The 17,729-nt window shown below is 71.4% G+C and carries 19 protein-coding genes; 7 read left to right on the forward strand and 12 right to left on the reverse strand.

The annotated features are described in order from the left end of the window. Position 1 precedes the first annotated feature (1 nt). From OG448_RS02995 to OG448_RS03005, 3 genes are all read right to left on the reverse strand, one after another. Entirely contained in the window at positions 2 to 454 is a 453-nt protein-coding gene (locus OG448_RS02995) for a gas vesicle structural protein GvpA (protein WP_399565549.1), read from the reverse strand. Between the two features lie 67 nt (positions 455 to 521). Further along, on the reverse strand, positions 522 to 830 hold the full coding sequence (locus OG448_RS03000) for a gas vesicle protein (protein WP_399565548.1): 309 nt from the start codon (positions 828 to 830) through the stop codon (positions 522 to 524). 136 nt (positions 831 to 966) lie between these two features. Further along, on the reverse strand, positions 967 to 1,272 hold the full coding sequence (locus OG448_RS03005) for a TetR family transcriptional regulator C-terminal domain-containing protein (RefSeq protein ID WP_405551358.1): 306 nt from the start codon (positions 1,270 to 1,272) through the stop codon (positions 967 to 969). Positions 1,273 to 1,446: 174 nt separating this feature from the next. Here OG448_RS03005 and OG448_RS03010 point away from each other — a divergent pair, with 174 nt between their 5' ends. Then, the gene (locus OG448_RS03010) at positions 1,447 to 1,896 is read left to right on the forward strand and encodes a YbaK/EbsC family protein (protein ID WP_405551360.1); all 450 of its coding nucleotides are present in this window, start codon (positions 1,447 to 1,449) and stop codon (positions 1,894 to 1,896) included. Here OG448_RS03010 and OG448_RS03015 read toward each other — a convergent pair. Beyond that, positions 1,814 to 2,155: an STAS domain-containing protein gene (locus OG448_RS03015; protein WP_391294045.1), complete on the reverse strand. Its 342-nt coding sequence runs from the start codon at positions 2,153 to 2,155 to the stop codon at positions 1,814 to 1,816. The two genes, OG448_RS03010 and OG448_RS03015, sit on opposite strands and share 83 nt — an antisense overlap. Before the next feature lie 239 nt (positions 2,156 to 2,394). On the opposite strand from OG448_RS03015, the gene OG448_RS03020 reads away from it, so the two are divergent. Continuing rightward, positions 2,395 to 3,609 carry a DUF2993 domain-containing protein gene (locus OG448_RS03020; protein ID WP_405551364.1) on the forward strand — a complete coding sequence of 405 codons (1,215 nt, stop codon included), beginning with the start codon at positions 2,395 to 2,397 and terminating at the stop codon, positions 3,607 to 3,609. A gap of 1 nt (position 3,610) precedes the next feature. On the opposite strand, the gene OG448_RS03025 is transcribed toward OG448_RS03020, so the two are convergent. Next, positions 3,611 to 4,393, reverse strand: coding sequence for a TetR/AcrR family transcriptional regulator (locus OG448_RS03025; protein ID WP_405551365.1), 783 nt, complete (start codon positions 4,391 to 4,393; stop codon positions 3,611 to 3,613). Positions 4,394 to 4,630: 237 nt separating this feature from the next. On the opposite strand from OG448_RS03025, the gene OG448_RS03030 reads away from it, so the two are divergent. The 3 genes from OG448_RS03030 (at position 4,631) to OG448_RS03040 (ending at position 8,104) form a co-directional block, all read left to right on the forward strand. Then, positions 4,631 to 6,343: an MFS transporter gene (locus OG448_RS03030; RefSeq protein ID WP_405551366.1), complete on the forward strand. Its 1,713-nt coding sequence runs from the start codon at positions 4,631 to 4,633 to the stop codon at positions 6,341 to 6,343. Between the two features lie 69 nt (positions 6,344 to 6,412). Further along, positions 6,413 to 7,525 (forward strand): aminotransferase class V-fold PLP-dependent enzyme, encoded by a 1,113-nt coding sequence (locus tag OG448_RS03035; RefSeq protein ID WP_405551367.1) that lies wholly within the window; start codon positions 6,413 to 6,415, stop codon positions 7,523 to 7,525. Between the two features lie 69 nt (positions 7,526 to 7,594). Continuing rightward, positions 7,595 to 8,104, forward strand: a complete 510-nt coding sequence (locus OG448_RS03040) for an SRPBCC family protein (protein WP_405551369.1) — start codon at positions 7,595 to 7,597, stop codon at positions 8,102 to 8,104. 4 nt (positions 8,105 to 8,108) lie between these two features. On the opposite strand, the gene OG448_RS03045 is transcribed toward OG448_RS03040, so the two are convergent. Then, positions 8,109 to 8,354 carry a DUF6479 family protein gene (locus OG448_RS03045; protein ID WP_405551370.1) on the reverse strand — a complete coding sequence of 82 codons (246 nt, stop codon included), beginning with the start codon at positions 8,352 to 8,354 and terminating at the stop codon, positions 8,109 to 8,111. Positions 8,355 to 8,564: 210 nt separating this feature from the next. On the opposite strand from OG448_RS03045, the gene OG448_RS03050 reads away from it, so the two are divergent. Continuing rightward, positions 8,565 to 8,735 (forward strand): hydrophobic protein, encoded by a 171-nt coding sequence (locus OG448_RS03050; RefSeq protein WP_405551371.1) that lies wholly within the window; start codon positions 8,565 to 8,567, stop codon positions 8,733 to 8,735. Positions 8,736 to 8,831: 96 nt separating this feature from the next. On the opposite strand, the gene OG448_RS03055 is transcribed toward OG448_RS03050, so the two are convergent. After that, on the reverse strand, positions 8,832 to 9,833 hold the full coding sequence (locus tag OG448_RS03055; protein WP_405551372.1) for a mechanosensitive ion channel family protein: 1,002 nt from the start codon (positions 9,831 to 9,833) through the stop codon (positions 8,832 to 8,834). A gap of 273 nt (positions 9,834 to 10,106) precedes the next feature. Between OG448_RS03055 and OG448_RS03060 the strand changes: the two genes are divergently transcribed. Beyond that, positions 10,107 to 10,289, forward strand: a complete 183-nt coding sequence (locus tag OG448_RS03060; protein ID WP_078858371.1) for a hypothetical protein — start codon at positions 10,107 to 10,109, stop codon at positions 10,287 to 10,289. 5 nt (positions 10,290 to 10,294) lie between these two features. Here OG448_RS03060 and OG448_RS03065 read toward each other — a convergent pair whose 3' ends face one another. From OG448_RS03065 to OG448_RS03085, 5 genes are read right to left on the reverse strand one after another with little or no spacing between them, the layout of a single operon-like run. After that, complete coding sequence (locus OG448_RS03065; protein ID WP_405551374.1) at positions 10,295 to 12,415, reverse strand: alpha-galactosidase; 2,121 nt, start codon at positions 12,413 to 12,415, stop codon at positions 10,295 to 10,297. A gap of 13 nt (positions 12,416 to 12,428) precedes the next feature. Further along, entirely contained in the window at positions 12,429 to 14,441 is a 2,013-nt protein-coding gene (locus OG448_RS03070; protein ID WP_405551375.1) for a beta-galactosidase, read from the reverse strand. Then, entirely contained in the window at positions 14,438 to 15,316 is an 879-nt protein-coding gene (locus OG448_RS03075) for a carbohydrate ABC transporter permease (protein ID WP_405551376.1), read from the reverse strand. Before OG448_RS03075 ends, OG448_RS03070 begins: the two co-directional genes overlap by 4 nt. Further along, the gene (locus OG448_RS03080) at positions 15,313 to 16,206 is read right to left on the reverse strand and encodes a carbohydrate ABC transporter permease (protein ID WP_405551377.1); all 894 of its coding nucleotides are present in this window, start codon (positions 16,204 to 16,206) and stop codon (positions 15,313 to 15,315) included. The genes OG448_RS03075 and OG448_RS03080 overlap by 4 nt, the downstream gene beginning before the upstream one ends. Further along, the gene (locus OG448_RS03085; protein ID WP_405551379.1) at positions 16,193 to 17,548 is read right to left on the reverse strand and encodes an ABC transporter substrate-binding protein; all 1,356 of its coding nucleotides are present in this window, start codon (positions 17,546 to 17,548) and stop codon (positions 16,193 to 16,195) included. Before OG448_RS03085 ends, OG448_RS03080 begins: the two co-directional genes overlap by 14 nt. Between the last annotated feature and the right edge of the window lie 181 nt (positions 17,549 to 17,729).

A 17,729-nucleotide genomic window follows, 5' to 3' on the forward strand; every position in this document is an offset into this window, starting at 1 on the left:
ATTACTCCCCGCGGTTCTGGCTGGACTGCCGGCTGGACGTGGACTTGCGCGGCGCGCGCTTACGCGGCTGCGGCTCTTCCTCTTCGGAGTCGTCGCGCTTGCTCCCGAGCGACTCGGTGAACGCCTCGACGGCTCCGGTCAGTGCTCCTTTCGACTTCCCCTTGGCCCCGCTCTCCACGGTGTCGCCGACGATGTCGGTGAGCTGGGCCGGCGCCTTGCGCCCCGACTCAAGGTCCAGCCGGTTGCACGCCTCGGCGAAGCGCAGGTAGGTGTCGACACTGGCGACGACCACCCGGACGTCGATCTTGAGTATCTCGATGCCGACGAGGGAGACGCGCACGAACGCGTCGATCACGAGCCCTCGGTCCAGGATGAGTTCGAGGACGTCGTAGAGATTTCCGCCACCGCCGCCGCTTCCGCCGGACTGGGTGCTGGACTGCTGTACGAGTGTCATGCTGGCTTCTTTCCGTTGATCCGTTCAGGGCGCCGCGCGGCTCGATTCGCTGCGGCTGCCCACTGATTCACCGGCGGTCGATCTGACCCCGGGCGTAACGGCGTACGCGCTCGTAGGCCATGAGCCGTCCCTGCTTGTCGAGTTCGACGCGGTAGGACGCCATGACACTCATGGTGTCCGGCACCTTCTCCACCTCCACGACCTCGACGTCCGCCACCCAGCCGTCGTCGGTGGCCTTCACGGCGGAGACCGCGCCCACTTCACGCTGGAGCAGCCCGGAGAGCTGTGCGCTCGCCTGCCGCATCACGGTCGGCAGGTCCATGCGCTCGTCCGAATCCTGACCGCTCTTCTCGCTCTTGCTGTCTGTTCTGTCCACGATCCCCTCCTCCGAACGGGGGTCTACGAGGAGGTCCTTCACCTGTCCTCTACGCCTTCCGCTTCGGTTGCCCGTGGGTCTCGCACATATGCGTGAGCGATCGAATCGAACGACGGTGCTACTGGAAGGGACCGGTTCAGGACGCGGCGAGGGACGCCAAGAAGCCGTACGGCATGGCGACTTGAGCATCCTCAGGGAACCGCCCGGGATCGAAAAGAGCCTGCACGACAAGGCCGTGGGTGAACGCGACGGCGGCGGCCGCGAGTTGTTCCGGGCCGGCGTGCGCGGGGAGTTCGCCCCGCTCGCGCGCGGCTTCCAGGTGCGGGCGAAGCGAGGAACGCAGCCGGGCGTAGGCGTTCAGCGAGCGCGGGATGTGCCGCGTGGAGTGGTGGGTCGCGGCGGGCGACACCCGCAGCATCGCCGCCGCGCGCCGCCTCGGCATGACCCACGAGGGCACGCTGCGCCGCCGCTACCCCCACCGGGGCGCACGGCAGGACAGCGTGGTCTGGCCGATCCTCGCCGAGGAGCGGCCGACCCCCGGCGACGCCGATGAGAAGTCGAGCTCACGGCCCCGGCCCCCACCGCGGCCACTGCGGCGGCCCAGCTCGGCTGTCCGGTGGCCGCGATCGCCAGCAGCCTGCTCTTCTCCGTCGACGGCGACGCGCTGCTCGTCCTCACCAGCGGCGCCCACCGCGTGGACACCCGCCGTGTCACCGGCCGGGTGGGCGTGGCCCGCACGAGAATCCGGCGCGCGGACCCGGTGTTCGTCCTCACGGCCACCGGCCAGGATGTGGGCGGCGTGGCCCCGGCGGGCCATCCGCAGCCGGTACGCACCCTGATCGACGCGACCGGTGGCCGAGTACGAGCACCTCTGGGCGGGCGCCGGGACGCCGCCCACGGTGTTCCGGGCGACGTTCCCGTAGCTGGTACGGATCACCGACGGGAAGCCGGCGGAGGTCGCGGAGGGACCGGCGTAGGGCGCCCTACTCCTCGATCACGGCCACCACGTCGAGCCCCGCGTTGCGGAGGATGCGCTGGACGGCCCGGCGTGGGCCGCGGATGGTGAGGGCGGCGGGTTCCGGGCGCAGGGTCGCTCCGCGCAGGAGAGCGTAGGCGCAGGCCAGGTCGATGCGGGTCACCTGGCTCATGTCGACGGTCCAGGCGGTGGCCGTGTGGAGCGGCGGCGCGCCGAGGACCTCCTCCAGATCGCGCAGGGCTTCGGCGCCGATGTCCCCGGCCAGGATCAGCTCGGGCAGCCGGACGTCGGCGGCCGAGACCGTCAGGACAGGCCCGATGGGCGGCTCGAAGGGCGGGTCGGCTGCCATGGTGACCTCCTTCGCAGCCGGAGGCGGAACACTGCTCTGCCTCCATGGTCCCTCAGCTCACCGGCATCGTGCCCGGCGGACGGCCCGATTCCTCGCACCGGACCCGCGCACACGGTCGCCACATGATCGGCCACGCTTCTTCACTCGCGCCACGTGTCCCCGTCACCACCGTGTGAGAACCGTCGCGCCCGAGGGGCTGAACTTGCGTCCGACCTGCGGTGACGTGTTTGGGTGGCGTGATGGCCTCCTCCACTCGCATGGCGTCCCACCGCTCGACGAACGACCAGGAACACGCCGTATCCGACGGCGCGTCAGGGGGCTGGGCCGACCCCTACGGGGAAGTCGATCCCCACCTGGAAGGTGCCGGGCAGCCCGCCGGTCGCCGCGGGCGCGGGCGGAAGCGCGCCCGGCGGTTCAAGAACCTGCGGCGCCTGGTGAAGGCCGGGATCGCGGTCGCCGTCGCGCTGGCCTTCCTGGTGCTGGGAGACCGGTTCGCGGTGCTCTTCGCGGAGCGGAAGACCGAGGACCAGTTGCAGAAGTCGCTGCATCTGGAGGCCGCGCCGCAGGTGGAGATCGACGGCTTCCCTTTCCTCACCCAGGTGCTGGACAAGCGGATCGACACCGCGCACGTCACCGTCCCCGACCTCGCCGCCGACCGGGTGTCCCTGGCCCGGGTCCACGCCACGGCACACGACGTGCGGCTCGACGGCGAACTCCCCTCCCACCTCAAGGGCGGCACCGTCCACTCCGTCGACGGTGACGTACTGCTCTCCTTCGAGGATCTCGACCGTGAACTGGGCGCCTCGCAAGTGGAGTTCAGCAAGCTGGGCCCCGGCGCGATCAAGGCGGACGGGCAGGTGCCGATCGGCGGCCAGCGTCTCGGCCTGCATGCGGAGGCGCGCATCGGGCGGTCCGGCGACCGCGGGGTGTCGACCGACATCAGCCGTATGCGGCTCGACATCGGGGACGTGGCCGTCTTCCGGCCCGGCCGGAACGGAGGGCTCCAGCTCACCCCGAAGGCGGCGCGCGCCGTCGCCGAGCAGCGGGACAAGGTGCGCGCCATGCTGGCCGTCCCGGTGATCGCGGAGCGTGCCGGGATCGACCGGTCGCAGATCCGCGACGCGATGCGCAGCGAGCCGGCCCTGGAGCGGCTCACCGGCACGCCGGGGTTCGTGGGCAAGCTGATGAAGGTCAACCTGTTCGACGTGGTCGCCGACCAGCCCGACCTGCCGGCGAAGCTCGGCGTCGACCCCAAGCTGATGGGGGCGGTACGGGGTGTCACCGAGCCCCAGCTCGCGGATCAGCTCAATCTGTCGTTCGCGCTGCCGAAGACGCCGGGTGACATCCGTATCGAGCGGATCACGGTGGAGCGGGACGGCATCCGGGCGCACCTCAGCGGTGGGGCGCTGCCGTTCGGCGACACGTCGAAGGCCCGGGCAGCGGGCGGACGCTGATTCAGGCGTCCGGCGCCTTGTCCGGCAGATAACTCGCCAGACCGCGCAGGATGATCTCCAGGCCGATGTCGAACCGCTCGTCGGAGGAGTCGGTCACCATCACGTCGGCGAGTGCGCGCAGGTGAGGGAAGTCCGCCGGGGGCAGGGACGCGAAGTAGTTCTGCATCTCGCCGGCCATCTCGCGCCAGTCGGGGCGGGCCAGTGAGGAGTCGCCGTCGTCGGGCCGGGCGGCGGCCCGGTCCTGCCACATGCCCTCCTCCAGCACGAAGCCGTCGATGTAGGTGGAGATGAGGTCCCCGGCCTCCGCCGCGATCCGGTCCGGCAGTCCGGCCGTGCGGAATATGGCGAGCAACCCCTCGACGTGTGGCAGCAGTTCGGCCGTGAAGGGGACGTGGGCCATGGAGATCCGGGCGACGTCCCGGTGGGAGAGCAGGCGCTTTCGTCCGGCGCGCGCGTAGTCCCGGACCTGCTCGCGCCACCGCTCGGGGTCGGGCGCGGGCATCTGGAACCCGTCGAACAGGCGGGTGTACATCAGCTCCAGCAGGTCGTCCTTGGAGCTGACGTAGGCGTAGAGCGCGGAGACGGTGACGCCCAGTTCGGCCGCCACCCGGCGCATCGAGAGCCCGTCGAGCCCCTGGCGGTCCAGCACGGCGAAGGCGGCCTCGACGATCCGCTCGCGCGACAGCGGGGTGCGCTGGGGTGCCGTCTGCGGGCGGGCGGGACGCTCGCGTTCCCAGGGGGACGGCGGAGGGGGTGCGGAGTTGCCGGCGGCCGCGTCGCTCATGGGAACAGTCTAGGGCGCCGGAGAACAGTGTTCACGACTGGTGAGCGGGGCGTGTTCGCGGGGCGCTCGCTCCCGGAGCACTTGCCCACAGGGCACTCCGGCACGGCCAACGCGATATATCTTGTCCTCACAACATGCTTGCGCTATATCTTGATGAACAGCGTTCTCCGGGTGAGCACTGTTCTGCTACGGTGAACAGTGTTCTCCGGCTCCGGCCCCTTCCGCGAGGAGTTATCGATGTCCACCACCGGTGTCGCGTCCGCCGAGACGCCCACTGACTCACCAGCGCCGTATCGGTGGCGCTGGGCTGCGCTCTTCGTGATCCTCGCGGCCGAGGTGATGGACCTCCTGGACGCCGTGGTCACGAACATCGCCGGCCCGTCCATGCGCGCCGACCTCGGCGGCGGCGCCTCCACCCTCCAGTGGCTCGCCGCCGCGTACACGCTCTCGATGGCCGTCGGCCTGGTCACCGGCGGCCGCCTCGGCGACATCCACGGCCGCCGCAACATGTTCCTGGTCGGCGCCGCCGGCTTCACCGTGGGCTCGTTGCTCTGCGCGGTCTCGGTGTCCCCCGCGATGCTGATCGGCGCCCGTGTCATACAGGGGCTGTTCGGCGCGGTGATGCTGCCGCAGGGCCTCGGCATGATCAAGGAGATGTTCCCGCCGAAGGAGTCGCAGAAGGCGTTCGGCATGTTCGGCCCGGTCATGGGCCTGTCCGCGGTCTCCGGGCCGATCCTCGCGGGCTGGCTCGTGGACGCGGACTACTTCGGTACCGGCTGGCGCATGATCTTCCTCATCAACCTGCCGCTGGGTGCAGCCGCCCTGCTGGGTGCCGTGCGCTACCTGCCCAAGACCCGCTCCGAGAGCAAGCCGCGCCTCGACATCCCCGGCATGCTCCTGGTCTCCCTGGCCGCGCTGCTGCTCATCTTCCCGCTGGTACAGGGCCGTGAGTACGACTGGCCGGCGTGGACCTTCGTGATGATGGCCGCCTCGGTCGTCGTCTTCGCCGCCTTCGCGGTGTACGAGGCACGGCACAGCCGGGCGGGCCTGGACCCGCTGGTGGTCATCAGCCTGTTCCGCAAGCGCGGCTTCAGCGGCGGCATGATCCTCGGCCTGGTCTTCTTCTCGGCCATGCAGGGCTTCATGCTGGTCTTCAACCTGTACACCCAGATCGGTCTCGGCTACTCGCCGCTCAAGGCGGGCCTGGTGATGGTGCCCTGGTCGGGCGGCATGATCGTCGGTTTCGGGCTCGCCCAGGCGGTGACCCGGTTCGGCCGTGCGGTGCTCCAGGGCGGCGCGCTGGTCATGGCGGCCGGTGTGTTCGCGGTGTGGCTGACCCTGGACCTCGCGGGCAGCGGTGTCGGCCCCTGGCAGCTCCTGCCCTCGCTGCTGGTCACGGGCATCGGGATGGGCCTGCTGATGGCACCCTTCTTCGACATCGTGCTGGCCAGCGTCGAGCAGCACGAGACGGGTTCGGCGTCCGGCACCATGACGGCGGTCCAGCAGCTCGGCGGCGCCTTCGGCGTGGCCATCCTCGGCACCGTCTTCTTCGGCCTGCTGGGCGGCGGCATCGCCACCGCCGTCGACCACCAATCCGACGGCCTGCGCAGGCAGTTGACCGCCGCGCATGTCGCGCCCGCCGCCCAGGACCGCGTCGTGGCGGACCTGCGGACCTGCGCCTCGGACCGTGCGGTCGCCAAGGACCCGGCCGCGACCCCGGCCTCCTGCACCACGCTGGAGAACGACACCCGTTCGGTCATCACCTCGCCGCAGGCCGGTGTCCGAATACCGGCCGCGCTGCAGTCCACTGCCACGTCGGCCTTCAAGGGCGGCTTCGGCTCCGTCATGAAGACCGTGCTGTGGATCGTGGACGGGATGCTCGTCCTGACGTTCCTGCTCGCCTTCCTCCTGCCGCGCCAGGCGCGGCCCGAGGAATCCGCCGGGCACTGAGCGGACGGACGGGCCGGGCATCCCCAGGGCGGGGGTGCCCGGCCCGTCCCGTGCCGGGAGGATGAGCCCGTGCTCACTTCCTACGCAGCTCACTTCGACACACCCGCCGGGTATCTCGACTTCGCGCGGTTCGGGCCGCCGTCGCGGGACGCGGTGGACGCCACCGCGCGGGCCCTGACGGAGTCCGCCCGTGCCGACCACACCACGGTGGACGGTCTGATGGGGGCGGAGGGGACCGCGCGGGACACCGCCGCCCGCCTGGCGGGGACCGACGCCCGGCACACCGTGCTGCTGCCGAACGCGTCCACCGGCCTCTTCCACGCCGCCCTCGGCATCCGGGAGGGCACGGTCCTCGTACCCCGCACCGACTTCCCCGCCAACCACTACCCGTGGCGCCGCACCGCCGGCCTCGGCCGGGTCACGCCCCGCTGGCTCGACCCCGCACCCGGCGGCGGGGTGACCCCCGAGCTGGTGCGGGCCGCGCTGACCGAGGACGTCGTGGCGCTCTCGGTGAGCGCGGTGGACTTCCGCACCGGGTTCCGGGCGGATCTGGCCGGACTGCGCGAGGCGATCGGGCCGGACCGGCTCCTGGTCGTGGACGCCATCCAGGCGTTCGGCGCGGCCGAGCTGCCGTGGGGCGCGGCGGACGTGGTGGTGGCCGGCGGCCAGAAGTGGTTGCGCGCCGGGTGGGCGACGGGTTTCGCCACCCTCTCGGACCGCGCGCTGGAGACACTGGAACCGGTCCTGACCGGCTGGACGGGCGTGGCGGAGGTCGGCCTCTTCGACGGCGCGGAACACCCGCCCGCCCCGGATGCGGGCCGCTGGTCCGTCACCAATCTGAGCCCGGTGACGGCAGCCGCGTTCGCGGCCGCGCTGGACCTCGTCGAGCGGCACACCGTGGGCTCGATCGAGGGTGCCATCACCGAGCGGGTCGGCGAACTCACCGAGATCGTCCGGGGGCACGGCGGCCGGGTCCTCTCCCCCACCGACCCGGCCCGGCGCGCGGGCATCCTCTCCTTCACGGTGCCGGACCGCGACCCGGCGCTCGTCGCGAAGGCGCTGCACGCCGAGGGCGTCACGCCGACGGTGCGCGCGGACTCGCTGAGGTTCTCCCCGCACGCCTCGACCCCGCCGGAGGTGTGTGACCGGGTCGCCGCCGCCCTGGCAACCCTCGGGGACTGACCGGAGCGGACGGCCGTGCCATGATTCCTACCCGGCAGTAGCTACATGTCCGCGGTAGGAGGCAGCTCAGTGGCCCGTGTGTTGAGTGTGAGCGACAGCATCGTCATCGACGTCGCGCCGGACGCCGCCTACCGGGCGGTGAGCGACCCCGGTGACATGGGCCGCTGGAGCCCGGAGAACCTGGGCACCGCCCCCGGCTCGGCGGCGGGCCCGGCCGAGGTGGGCACCAGTTTCGTCGGGCGGAACAAGCGCGGACGCTTCCGCTGGGTGACCCGGTGCACGGTCACGGCGGCCGAGCCGGGCCGTCGCTTCGCCTTCCGGGTCCACGCGATCGGCGTGGGCCGCCCGCGCCTGCGCGGCCCGATCGCCACCTGGGAGTACCGATTCGAGCCGGAGGGCGCGGGCACCCGCGTCACCGAGATCTGGACCGACGACCGCCGCACCTGGCCCGACTTCGTGGCCGGCGTCTTCGACCGGATCGTCACCTCGGGCAGCACCTTCCCCGACTTCCAGACCCGCAACATCCGCAAGACCCTGACCAACCTCAAGCGGGAGCTGGAGCGGCAGCACGCGGGGTGAGCCGTCAGGGGCGGCGGTGGGAGTGGTTCTCCGGGTTGTCCTCCGGGGTCTGCCAGCCGACGCCCGACTGGTCCTGCGGGCCACGGCGGGCGTCGGCGCCGGGCGGCTGCGTGGACATGCGGCGCGAGCGCGCCCGGCGGCTGCCCAGCAGGAACCCGCCCAGCAGGATCACGGCGACGATCACGCCCACGACCAGGAGCCAGAGCGCGCCCTTGCTGGATGCGGCGAGGAATTCAGCAGCGATGTTCATGCAGGGCGGATACCCCCGCGCACGCGGAGAATCCCTCTTCACCGGCCCTGTCAGCCTCCTCCGCGTCCGCGCGGCACCGAACGGAGCACCGCCGCCGCGCCGACCTGCGCCGCAACAGGTCCACATGCCCTCCAAGACGTGTGAATAACTTGGTATTTGTGTGCGTGTATTCGCTAGTCAGGGGCAATCGGCGGTCAGGAGGTTATGACAATGGTTCCTTTGCTTCTGGTTCTTCTGCTGGCTCTCATCCTCTTCGGCGCGGGCTTCGCCCTGAAGGCGCTGTGGTGGATAGCGGTGATCGTCCTGATCGTGTGGCTGGTCGGCTTCTTCGTGCGCCCCGCGGGCAGCGGTGGCCGTCGCGGCCGCTGGTACCGCTGGTAGGCGGACCACACGCGCAGACCGCGTGACATGCAGACCGCGTGACATGACGAGGGGCCCGGCCTTCCGAAGGCCGGGCCCCTCGTCGTGCGCGGAGATTCAACGGGCGGCGAGCTGCGTCTCGGGGTCCTCGTTGCGCAGCCAGATGGTGCGCTGCGGGAACGGGATGTCGATCCCGGCCGCGTCCAGCGCGTCCTTGACGCGGCGGCGCAGCTCGCGGGTGACGCCCCACTGCTGGAGCGGGATGGTCTTCACCGCGAGGCGGACGACGACACCGTCCGCGTCCAGCGACTGCACACCCCACACGCTGGGGTCCTCCAGCAGTACGGCGGAGAAGGCCGGGTCCTGGCGCAGGCTGCGGCCGGCGTCCTCCAGCACCTGGTAGACGGTGTCGAGGTTGGCGTCGTAGGCGACGGCGACGTCCAGGACGGCGCGGGCCCAGTCCTGGCTGTCGTTGCGGACGCGGAGGACCTCACCGTTGCGGATGTGCCACAGGCCGCCGTTGAGGTCACGGACGTGGGTCAGGCGCAGGCCGATGTGCTCGACCTCGCCGACGGCCTCGCCGAGGTCGACGGTGTCACCGACGCCGTACTGGTCCTCGACCATGATGAGCAGGCCGGAGAGGTAGTCGGCGACCAGGCTCTGCGCGCCGAAACCGATGGCGAGGCCGACGACTCCGGCACTGGCCAGCAGCGGCCCGAGGGCGATGCCGACCTGGTCGAGGATCATGGCCGTACCCAGCAGGGCCAGGACGATGGTGACGCCGCTGCTGAGCACCGAGCCGATGGTGCGGGCGCGCTGTTCGCGGCGCTGGGAGGAGCGGGCGCGGTCGCGCAGCAGGACGGCGGCCCCGCGTCCGGCGCGGCGCGGCGGGCGGGACTCGTGGTCGTCGCCGGAGGGTTGCAGGATGTGCTGGACGACGCGGGTGATGGCGCGCTTGGCGACCCAGCGGATCACCGCCAGGACGACGACGATGAGGGCGATGCGCAGGGGGACCTCGACCAGTGCCGTGGTGTGCGCCTCCAGCCAGTTCGGCCAGGACGCGGCCAGATGCACGGCTCCGGACGCGCCGGGCTGTGGGGAAAGGTGCGGTGTCGGCACGACTACTCCGTATTCGACGACTTTCGGACTTGTCGGCGGCGTCTACCCTCGAAAACGGAAGACATGATCATCTAAGCTGACCAGTTGGACCGGGTCCCCGGACGCGCGTTGTCGGTACCGCCCCTTAAGGTGTCGTGTGCCCGTTCCTGGCCGGGCGTTCCTCGGGACCGCCGTCTTTCGGCCCGCTGACGGTCCGGCCACGGCAGGTGACCGTCACCCGTCCCGTCGCTCCCCCCACCACCCGGCGACCCACTGGAAAGAGCAGACTCCGTCATGTTCACCGACACCCCCATCTTCAGCCGTCTCGTCGCCGAGCGTGGTGACGTCCCCGCCGAGGTGCGGGGCGAAGCCGACCGCATACACCGCGACCTGGCACGGGTGATGCCCCCAGGCACAGGTCTGCCCGGCGCCGGGTCGCACGCGCCCGGCCCCATGGGACCGCCCCCCGGCCGCTGACCGGGCTACGCGACCCTGCGCAGACGCACCAGCGCGCTCGCGCAGTCGCCGCCCGGCAGGGCGGGGAGGGGCAGGCCGAAGCCCGTGAGGGTCGCCCCCGACCATTCCGCGGCGGTGTCCTCGTCCCGGTAACGGGCGCCGGGGTCCAGGCCCCGCAGCCGGAGCGGTGGGTGCGCCGGGCCGAAGGAGGCGCTGGGCCGCCACACCAGCACGGCCGTCCGGTCGGTGTCGGGACCGACGTACTGGACGGCGGTCAGGGCACCGTCTCCCGGTGCGAGCAGCCGGTACTGGTGGCCGTGCTGCACCAGCGGGCGGATGTCCTTGTAGACCTCGATCAGCCGGGTGGCCTCGGCGAGTTCGGCGGGTGTCCACCGGTCCAGGTCGCCGCCGACGCCCAGGACGCCCGCCATCGCCGAGTGGAAGCGGAAGGCCAGCGGTACCCGGCGGCCGGTCAGCGGGTTGGGGCTGTCGGTGACCCAGGCGGACATGACGCGGGCCGGGTAGACCTGGCTGAAGCCGTGCTGGATGGCGAGCCGCCCGACGGCGTCGGTGTTGTCGGAGGCCCACACCTGGTCGGTACGGGCGAGCATGCCGAGGTCGGTCCGGCCGCCGCCGCCCGCGCACGACTCGATCCGCAGCCGCGGGAACGCGGCGCGCAGCCGGTCGAGCACCCGGTGCACGCCGCGCGCGTGCTCGATGTGCACCCGCCGCGCGTCCGGCCCGCCGCCCCGCGCGCCCGCCTCGGTGAAGGACCGGTTGAAGTCCCACTTGAGGAAGTCGACGGTGTTCTCGGCGACGACCCGGCGCAGCCAGCCGTACGCCCACTCGGTCACCTCCTGGCGGGAGAAGTCCAGTACGAGCTGGTGGCGCAGTGCGGTGGCGGTGCGGTCGGGCAGATGCAGTACGTACTCGGGGTGCCGGCAGTACAAGTCGCTGTCGGCGTTGGTCATTTCGGGCTCCACCCAGAGCCCGAACGCCATGCCCAGCCGGTGCACCTCGTCGGCGAGGGGGCGCAGTCCGCGCCGGAAGCGCCGCGGGTGCGGGGTCCAGTCGCCGAGGCCGGACCGGTCGTCGTCGCGAGTGCCGAACCAGCCGTCGTCCACCACGAACAGCTCCACCCCGAGGTCGGCCGCCCGCCGGGCCAGGCTCAGTTGGCCCTCCTCGCACGTCTCGAACCCGGTCGCCTCCCAGGAGTTGTAGAGGACGGGCCGCAACTCCTCGGGACGAGGCAGGACATGGCGCCGGACGTAGGTGTGGAAGGCACGGCTGACGGCGCCGAAGCCGCCCGTGGAGTGCACGGCCACGCTGACCGGCGTGACGTGCCGGCGGCCGGGGGCCAGGGCGATCTCGACCCCTTCGTGGCCCTCCCCCAGGACCACGCCCACCTCCCCGGCCGCCGTCCGCTGCACGGTGAGACGCCAACTGCCGCTGGTGGCAAGGGCGGTGGCCCACACCTCCCCGTGCTCCTCCTCGGCGGCGCCGGTGTCCAGCGCCACCCACGGGTTGGCCTGGTGGCCGGTGTGGCCGCGTCTGCTGGTCAGCGTGGTCTCACCCACCGCCGCCTCGGTACGGACGAGCCGGTGCTCGTCAGACCAGCCGCCGTGCACGGCCGACATCCGCCAGCGCTGCCGCCGGGGCAGCGGCCAGTGGGCGGCGGCATGGCGTACGAGGAGCAGCGAGCCGGTGGCACCGGTGTGCTCGAACTCCGTCCAGCGTTCGATGACATCACCGCCGGGCGGCACCCGGTAGTGGGTCTCCCACGCCAGCGGCCGCACCCGGTCCCGCAACGCGACCATCACATGCCCCGCCCTGACGATCCGCACCCCGGTGACCTCGGGCTCGACGGGACTCTGCCCCTCGGCGAACCGGACCTCCAGCGCGGGCACCCCGAACCGGGCGCCGCCCTCGACGGGATACTCCTCCACCCCGTCGAAGGGCCCGGCGAAGCTGTTGTCGGGTTCGCTCCGCACGGGCAGCCCGGCCGCGTCCTCCAGGGGCAGATGCGCACCCCAGTGGACGTGCAGCACGGCACCCCGCGAGCGGTCCACCCGCAGGACGTAGCAGGTGGCCTCGGTACGCAGGACGACGGTGCCACTGGGCTCGTCGTACTCCACGGGCAGTGTCATGGACAGCACTCCGTCAGTCGTGTTCGCGGACGACGACCACTCCCCCGGCGGGGACCAGGGCGCCGGAGTCGGTGACCTCGGCGTCCAGCAGGCCAGTGCCGCGCACCGGGACCGTCACGTCGTCGGCGGTGTGGTTGATCACGAACAGATAGCTGCCCTGCGGGCCGGTGCGGCGCACCGCCTCGACTCCCTCGGCGGCGACGGGACGAACGCCCGCCTCCCCGGCCAGGGTCCGCATCAGCTCGCGCAGGGTGCGGGCCGAGGGTCGCGTGGCGACGTACCGCGCGCTGCCCCGGCCGTGTTCGTGGCGGGTGACGGCCAGGCCCCCGGCGGCCGGTCCGCCTCCGGGTTCGTCCGTGAAGCGGAGCACGGCGGAGCAGCCGCGTGGCTCGACGCGTTCGGCCCAGTCGTGCGCGAGGGTGCCGTCGTCCAGCCGGGCGGTCTCGTCCGGCCGGAGCGGGAGGTACTCGTCGACGCGCAGCCCGAGTACGTCGCGCAGGGCACCCGGGTACCCGCCGGCCCGTACCCGGTCCTGGGTGTCGACCACCCCGCTGAAGCAACCGACCGCCAGATGGCCGCCCCGGCGGACGTATCCCTCCAGGTTGGCGGCGTCCTGGTCGGAGAGCAGATACAGGTTCGGGGCGACGACGGCGCGGTACGGCGTCAGGTCGGCGCCCGGTGGGAGCACGTCGCACGTGAGGTTGAGCGACCACAGGGCCGTGTACCAGTCGCGGACGGCGTCCAGGTAGCGCAGGCGGCCGGAGGGGCGGGCCTCCAGTTCCAGGGCCCACCAGGTGGGCCAGTCGAAGAGCAACGCCACCTCCCCCCGCACACGGGTCCCGGCCACCTCCGCTAGCGCGGACAGCTCGGCGCCGAGGGCGCGGACCTCGTGCCAGATCCGGGTGTCGGTGCCGCCGTGCGGGAGCATCGCGGAGTGCCACTTCTCGGCGCCGGCAGTGGACTGCCGCCACTGGAAGAACATGATGCCGTCGGCGCCCCTGGCCAGGTGGGTGAGGCTGTTGCGGCGCAGTTCGCCGGGCCGCTTCGCCACGTTGACCGGCTGCCAGTTGACGGCGGAGGCCGAGTGCTCCATGAGCAGCCAGGGGGCGCCTCCGGCCATGCCCCGGGCGAGGTCGGCGTTGAGGGCGAGGTCGATGTGGCCCTCGGGGTCGGCGGCGGTGAGGTAGTGGTCCACGGAGACGAGGTCGCACTCGGGGGCGAAGGCGTACCCGTCGACCTTCTTCTCCAGGGTCCCCATGAGGTTGGTGGTCACAGGGATGGCGGGGGCGAGCCGCTTGAGCAGGGCCGTCTCCGCGCGGTGCCGGGCGAGGAGGGCGTCGGAGGAGAAGCGGCGGAAGTCGAGTTCCTGGCCCGGATTGCGGAAGGCGGTGGTGTCGCGGGGCGGGTCGATCTCGTCCCAGGCGCCGTAGCGCTGGCTCCAGAAGTCAGTGCCCCAAGCCGAGTTGAGGGCGTCCAGGGTGGCGTAACGCTCCTCGAGCCAGGTGCGGAAGGCGGCCGCGCTGGTGTCGCAGTAGCAGAGGGCGTTGTGGTTGCCCCACTCGTTGTGGACGTGCCACAGCGCGACGGCGGGATGACCGGCGTACCGCGTGGCCAGCGCGGTGACCAGGGCGTCGGCGGCCTCGGCGTAGGCCGGGCTGCTGGGGCAGAAGACCTGCCGGCTGCCGTGGACGAGCCGGGTGCCGGAGGCGGTGACCGGCAGGGCGTCGGGGTGCAGCCTGGCGAACCAGGGCGGGGGCGCTGCGGTCGGGGTGGCCAGATCGACGGCGATGCCGTGGGCGTGCAGCAGGTCCAGCACCTCGTCCAGCAGCTCCCAGTCGTACACGCCGGGGCGCGGCTCGATGCGGGACCAGGAGAAGACGCCCACGGTCACGAGGTTCACGCCCGCCTCCCGCATGAGGCGGACGTCCTCGCGCCAGACCTCGCGGGGCCACTGTTCGGGGTTGTAGTCGCCGCCGTGACCGATGCCGCCCAGGCGGTGGTTGAGCGCGGTGAGGGGGTGGGTCATGACTTCACCGCCCCGGCGGAGAGTCCGGCACGCCAGTAGCGCTGGAGGAGGAGGAAGGTGAGGACGATGGGCACGACGGAGACCAGGGCTCCCACGATGGTGAGGGTCTGCAGGACGGGCAGGCGGCTGGTCTGCGTCTGCCAGGTGTACAGACCGAGGGTGACGGGATAGAGGTCGTCGTCCTGGAGCATGACCAGGGGCAGCAGGAAGTTGTTCCAGATGACGACGAACTGGAACAGGAACACGGTCACCAGCGCGGGCGACATCATGCGCAACCCGATGCCGGTGAAGATGCGCAGCTCCCCCGCGCCGTCCATCCGCGCGGCCTCGATCACCTCGTCCGGCACGGACGCGGCGGCGAAGACGCGGGACAGATAGACGCCGAAGGGGCTGACGACGCTCGGCAGGAACACCGACCAGAACGTGTTGGTGGCGTCCACCTCGGCGAACATCAGGAACAGCGGCAGCGCGAGGGCGGTCGCCGGTACGAGGACCCCGCCGAGGATCACCGAGAACAGCAACTCGCGCCCGGCAAAACGGTATTTGGCCAGGGCGTACCCGGCGGCCGCCGACAGCGCGGTGGCGACGGCGGCTCCCGCGCCCGCGTACAGCAGGCTGTTGAGCAGCCAGCGCGCGAAGACGCCGTCCTGCTGATGGAAGAGCGCGGCCAGGTTGGCGCCGAAGTGCCAGTGCGCGGGCCGCAGTCCGGGGGTGTCGACGAGGTCGCCCTGGCTCTTGGTCGCGGAGACCAGCAGCCAGTACACCGGGAGCAGCATGTAGCAGGCGGCCAGGGTCATGAAGGCGACGACCGCCGCCGTGGAGGCGCGACCGCTGCGGGTCGCGTGGGCGCCGTCGGTACGGGTCAGCAGGCTCATCCCCGCCTCCTGGTGGTGAGGCGCAGGAACGCGAAGGACAGCGCGAACGTGACCGTGGCGAGCAGTACGGAGAGCGCGGCGGCTCCGCCGTAGTCGTCCCCGGCGGTGAGGGAGTAGGCGGCGAGGTTGGGGGTGTAGGTGCTGGTCACGCTGGTGGAGATGGACCGGAACACCTGGGGCTCGGTGAAGAGTTGCAGGGTGCCGATGATGGAGAACACCCCGGTGAGGACGAGCGCCGGGCGGATCAGCGGGACCTTGATGCGCAGCGCGGTGGTCCAGCCGTTCGCCCCGTCGACACGGGCCGCCTCCTCGATGTCGGCGGGGAGCGCCTGGAGCGCGGAGTACAGGATGAGCATGTTGTAGCCGGTGTAGGTCCAGGTGACGACGTTGCCGATGGACCAGAGCACCAGGCGGGGCCCCAGCAGGTCGGCCCGGATGCCCGCCGAGTCCAGCAGGGCGGTGATCGAGGACAGCCTCGGGTCGTACAGGTAGGCCCACATCAGCGCGGCGACGACGCCCGGAATGCCGTACGGGACGAAGTACACCAGCCGGAAGAACCGCTTCAGGCGGGCCACGGCCGAGTCCAGCAGGAGGGCGAGCACCAGGGCGAACAGCAGCATCACCGGGATCTGCACGAGGGCGAAGAGACCGACCCTGAGGACGCTGTCGGCGAAGTACGGCTGCCGGACGACGTCGGCGTACTGCTCGAAGCCGGAGAACACCGAGTGGGTGCGGCCGAAGGTGCCGCCGGTGCGCGCGGTTTTGTGCAGGCTCTGCCAGAAGGCGTACCCGACCGGCAGCAGGGTGAACAGGACGAAGGGCACGAAGAAGGGGGCGAGGAAGCCGTACGGGGCGAGGGTCCGGCGCGCCGGCCGGTCAGCGCGTGACATCGAGGGACTGCTTGCGCAGGGAGTCGGCGCTGTCGGCCGCGGTCCGCTTCAGTACGTCACCGAGGGTGCCCTTGCCCGCGGTGACGTCCGAGGTGCCGTCGCTGAGGAAGCGGTAGGTGTCGGTCATCGTGGGACCCCAGGTGAAGTCCGTGTCCACCTCGGCGGACGCCTGCTTGAAGACGTCGAAGATCTTCTGGTCGCCGTAGAAGCCGACGGGCTTCTGCAACGCGGGCAGGGTCAGTCCGGCCTTGGCCGCGGGGTAGAGGCCGCCGGACCGGTTGAGGATCTCCAGCGCCTCGGGGTCGGTGTTCAGCCAGAGCGCGAACTCGGCGGCTTCGGCGGGGTGCTTGCTGCCGGAGAGGACGGCGGTGGTGGAGCCGCCCCAGTTGCCGGCCCGCTGGTCACCCTCCTTCCACTGCGGCATGGGGGCCACCGCCCACTTGCCCTTCGTGGAGGCGGCGTTGTCGCGGATGGTGCTGTAGCCCCACGCGGCGCTGATCCAGGTGACCACCTCGCCGGAGTTCCACGCCTTGTACAGCGCGGGCGAGAAGCCCTGAAGGTCGGTGGCGACGAGCTTGTCGTCGATGAGCTTCTGCCAGTAGTCGGCCACTTGGCGGCTTTCCGGCCGGTCGACGGTGACCTTCCAGGCGTCGCCCTCGCGCTCGAACAGGGTGGCCTTGTTCTGCCACAGCAGGCCGGTGAACCAGTTCGGGTCGGTCTGCGAGAAGTGGGTGATGAACTTGCCCGCCTTCTGGATGACGCGGGCGTCGGACTCGTACTCCGCCCAGGTGGTGGGGGCCTTCAGGTGGAGCTTGTCGAAGATGTCCTTGCGGTAGTACAGCGCCATGGGGCCGGTGTCCTGGGGTATCGCCCAGACGCCGTCCCTGCCGTGGGCGCCGAAGTCGACCTGAGACCAGGTCCAGTCGACGAACCTGGGCTGTGCCTGGGCGACTTGAGGGCAGGACTGGATGTTCTTCAGGCCGCCCTTGAGGCGGAAGCTGGCCAGCGAGTCGTACTCGATCTGGCCGAGGTCGGGGGCCTTGTGCGCCTTCAGCGCGTTGGACAGGTTCTGGTAGGTGCCCGCGTTCCCTGCCGGGGTCGTGCGCAGCTTCACCTGTACGTCGGGGTGTTCGGCGTTCCAGACGCGCACCGCCTGGTCCATGCCGGGCACCCAGGACCAGTACTGGAGGGTGACCTTGCCGGAGGCGGGCTTGCAGGAGGAGCCGGCCGAACCGTCGTCCTCACCGCCCCCGCCTCCGCAGCCGGCCACCGCCGTGAGCGCCAGGACCGCCGCACCGGCCAGGCATCGTCTTGCGGTGGACGTGCGAACGGGCATCACCATGAGGGGGCTCCTTGCGCCGAGGGTCGCGCTCCGGGGACTTGGTGGGCGCAACCTTCACGACAGGAATCCCCAAAAGTCAACAGCCTTGCGGGAATTGACCGGCGTCGAGATCGCCCCGTGGACATGGAATCTGCTGTAGAAACACGCGCTGACCTGCCATTACTGTGCGCAGCAAGCCAGT

The organism is Streptomyces sp. NBC_01171, from assembly GCF_045039805.1.
In the GTDB taxonomy this organism is placed as follows: domain Bacteria; phylum Actinomycetota; class Actinomycetes; order Streptomycetales; family Streptomycetaceae; genus Streptomyces.

What these genes read in the sequence shown, in the direction of transcription:
- OG448_RS02995 (WP_399565549.1), bottom strand. Translation starts at nt 454, where the DNA reads ATGACACTCGTACAGCAGTCCAGCACCCAGTCCGGCGGAAGCGGCGGC.
- OG448_RS03005 (WP_405551358.1), bottom strand. Translation starts at nt 1,272, where the DNA reads ATGCCGAGGCGGCGCGCGGCGGCGATGCTGCGGGTGTCGCCCGCCGCG.
- OG448_RS03015 (WP_391294045.1), bottom strand. Translation starts at nt 2,155, where the DNA reads ATGGCAGCCGACCCGCCCTTCGAGCCGCCCATCGGGCCTGTCCTGACG.
- OG448_RS03020 (WP_405551364.1), top strand. Translation starts at nt 2,395, where the DNA reads ATGGCCTCCTCCACTCGCATGGCGTCCCACCGCTCGACGAACGACCAG.
- OG448_RS03025 (WP_405551365.1), bottom strand. Translation starts at nt 4,393, where the DNA reads ATGAGCGACGCGGCCGCCGGCAACTCCGCACCCCCTCCGCCGTCCCCC.
- OG448_RS03030 (WP_405551366.1), top strand. Translation starts at nt 4,631, where the DNA reads ATGTCCACCACCGGTGTCGCGTCCGCCGAGACGCCCACTGACTCACCA.
- OG448_RS03045 (WP_405551370.1), bottom strand. Translation starts at nt 8,354, where the DNA reads ATGAACATCGCTGCTGAATTCCTCGCCGCATCCAGCAAGGGCGCGCTC.
- OG448_RS03050 (WP_405551371.1), top strand. Translation starts at nt 8,565, where the DNA reads ATGGTTCCTTTGCTTCTGGTTCTTCTGCTGGCTCTCATCCTCTTCGGC.
- OG448_RS03060 (WP_078858371.1), top strand. Translation starts at nt 10,107, where the DNA reads ATGTTCACCGACACCCCCATCTTCAGCCGTCTCGTCGCCGAGCGTGGT.
- OG448_RS03065 (WP_405551374.1), bottom strand. Translation starts at nt 12,415, where the DNA reads ATGACACTGCCCGTGGAGTACGACGAGCCCAGTGGCACCGTCGTCCTG.
- OG448_RS03070 (WP_405551375.1), bottom strand. Translation starts at nt 14,441, where the DNA reads ATGACCCACCCCCTCACCGCGCTCAACCACCGCCTGGGCGGCATCGGT.
- OG448_RS03075 (WP_405551376.1), bottom strand. Translation starts at nt 15,316, where the DNA reads ATGAGCCTGCTGACCCGTACCGACGGCGCCCACGCGACCCGCAGCGGT.
- OG448_RS03080 (WP_405551377.1), bottom strand. Translation starts at nt 16,206, where the DNA reads ATGTCACGCGCTGACCGGCCGGCGCGCCGGACCCTCGCCCCGTACGGC.
- OG448_RS03085 (WP_405551379.1), bottom strand. Translation starts at nt 17,548, where the DNA reads ATGGTGATGCCCGTTCGCACGTCCACCGCAAGACGATGCCTGGCCGGT.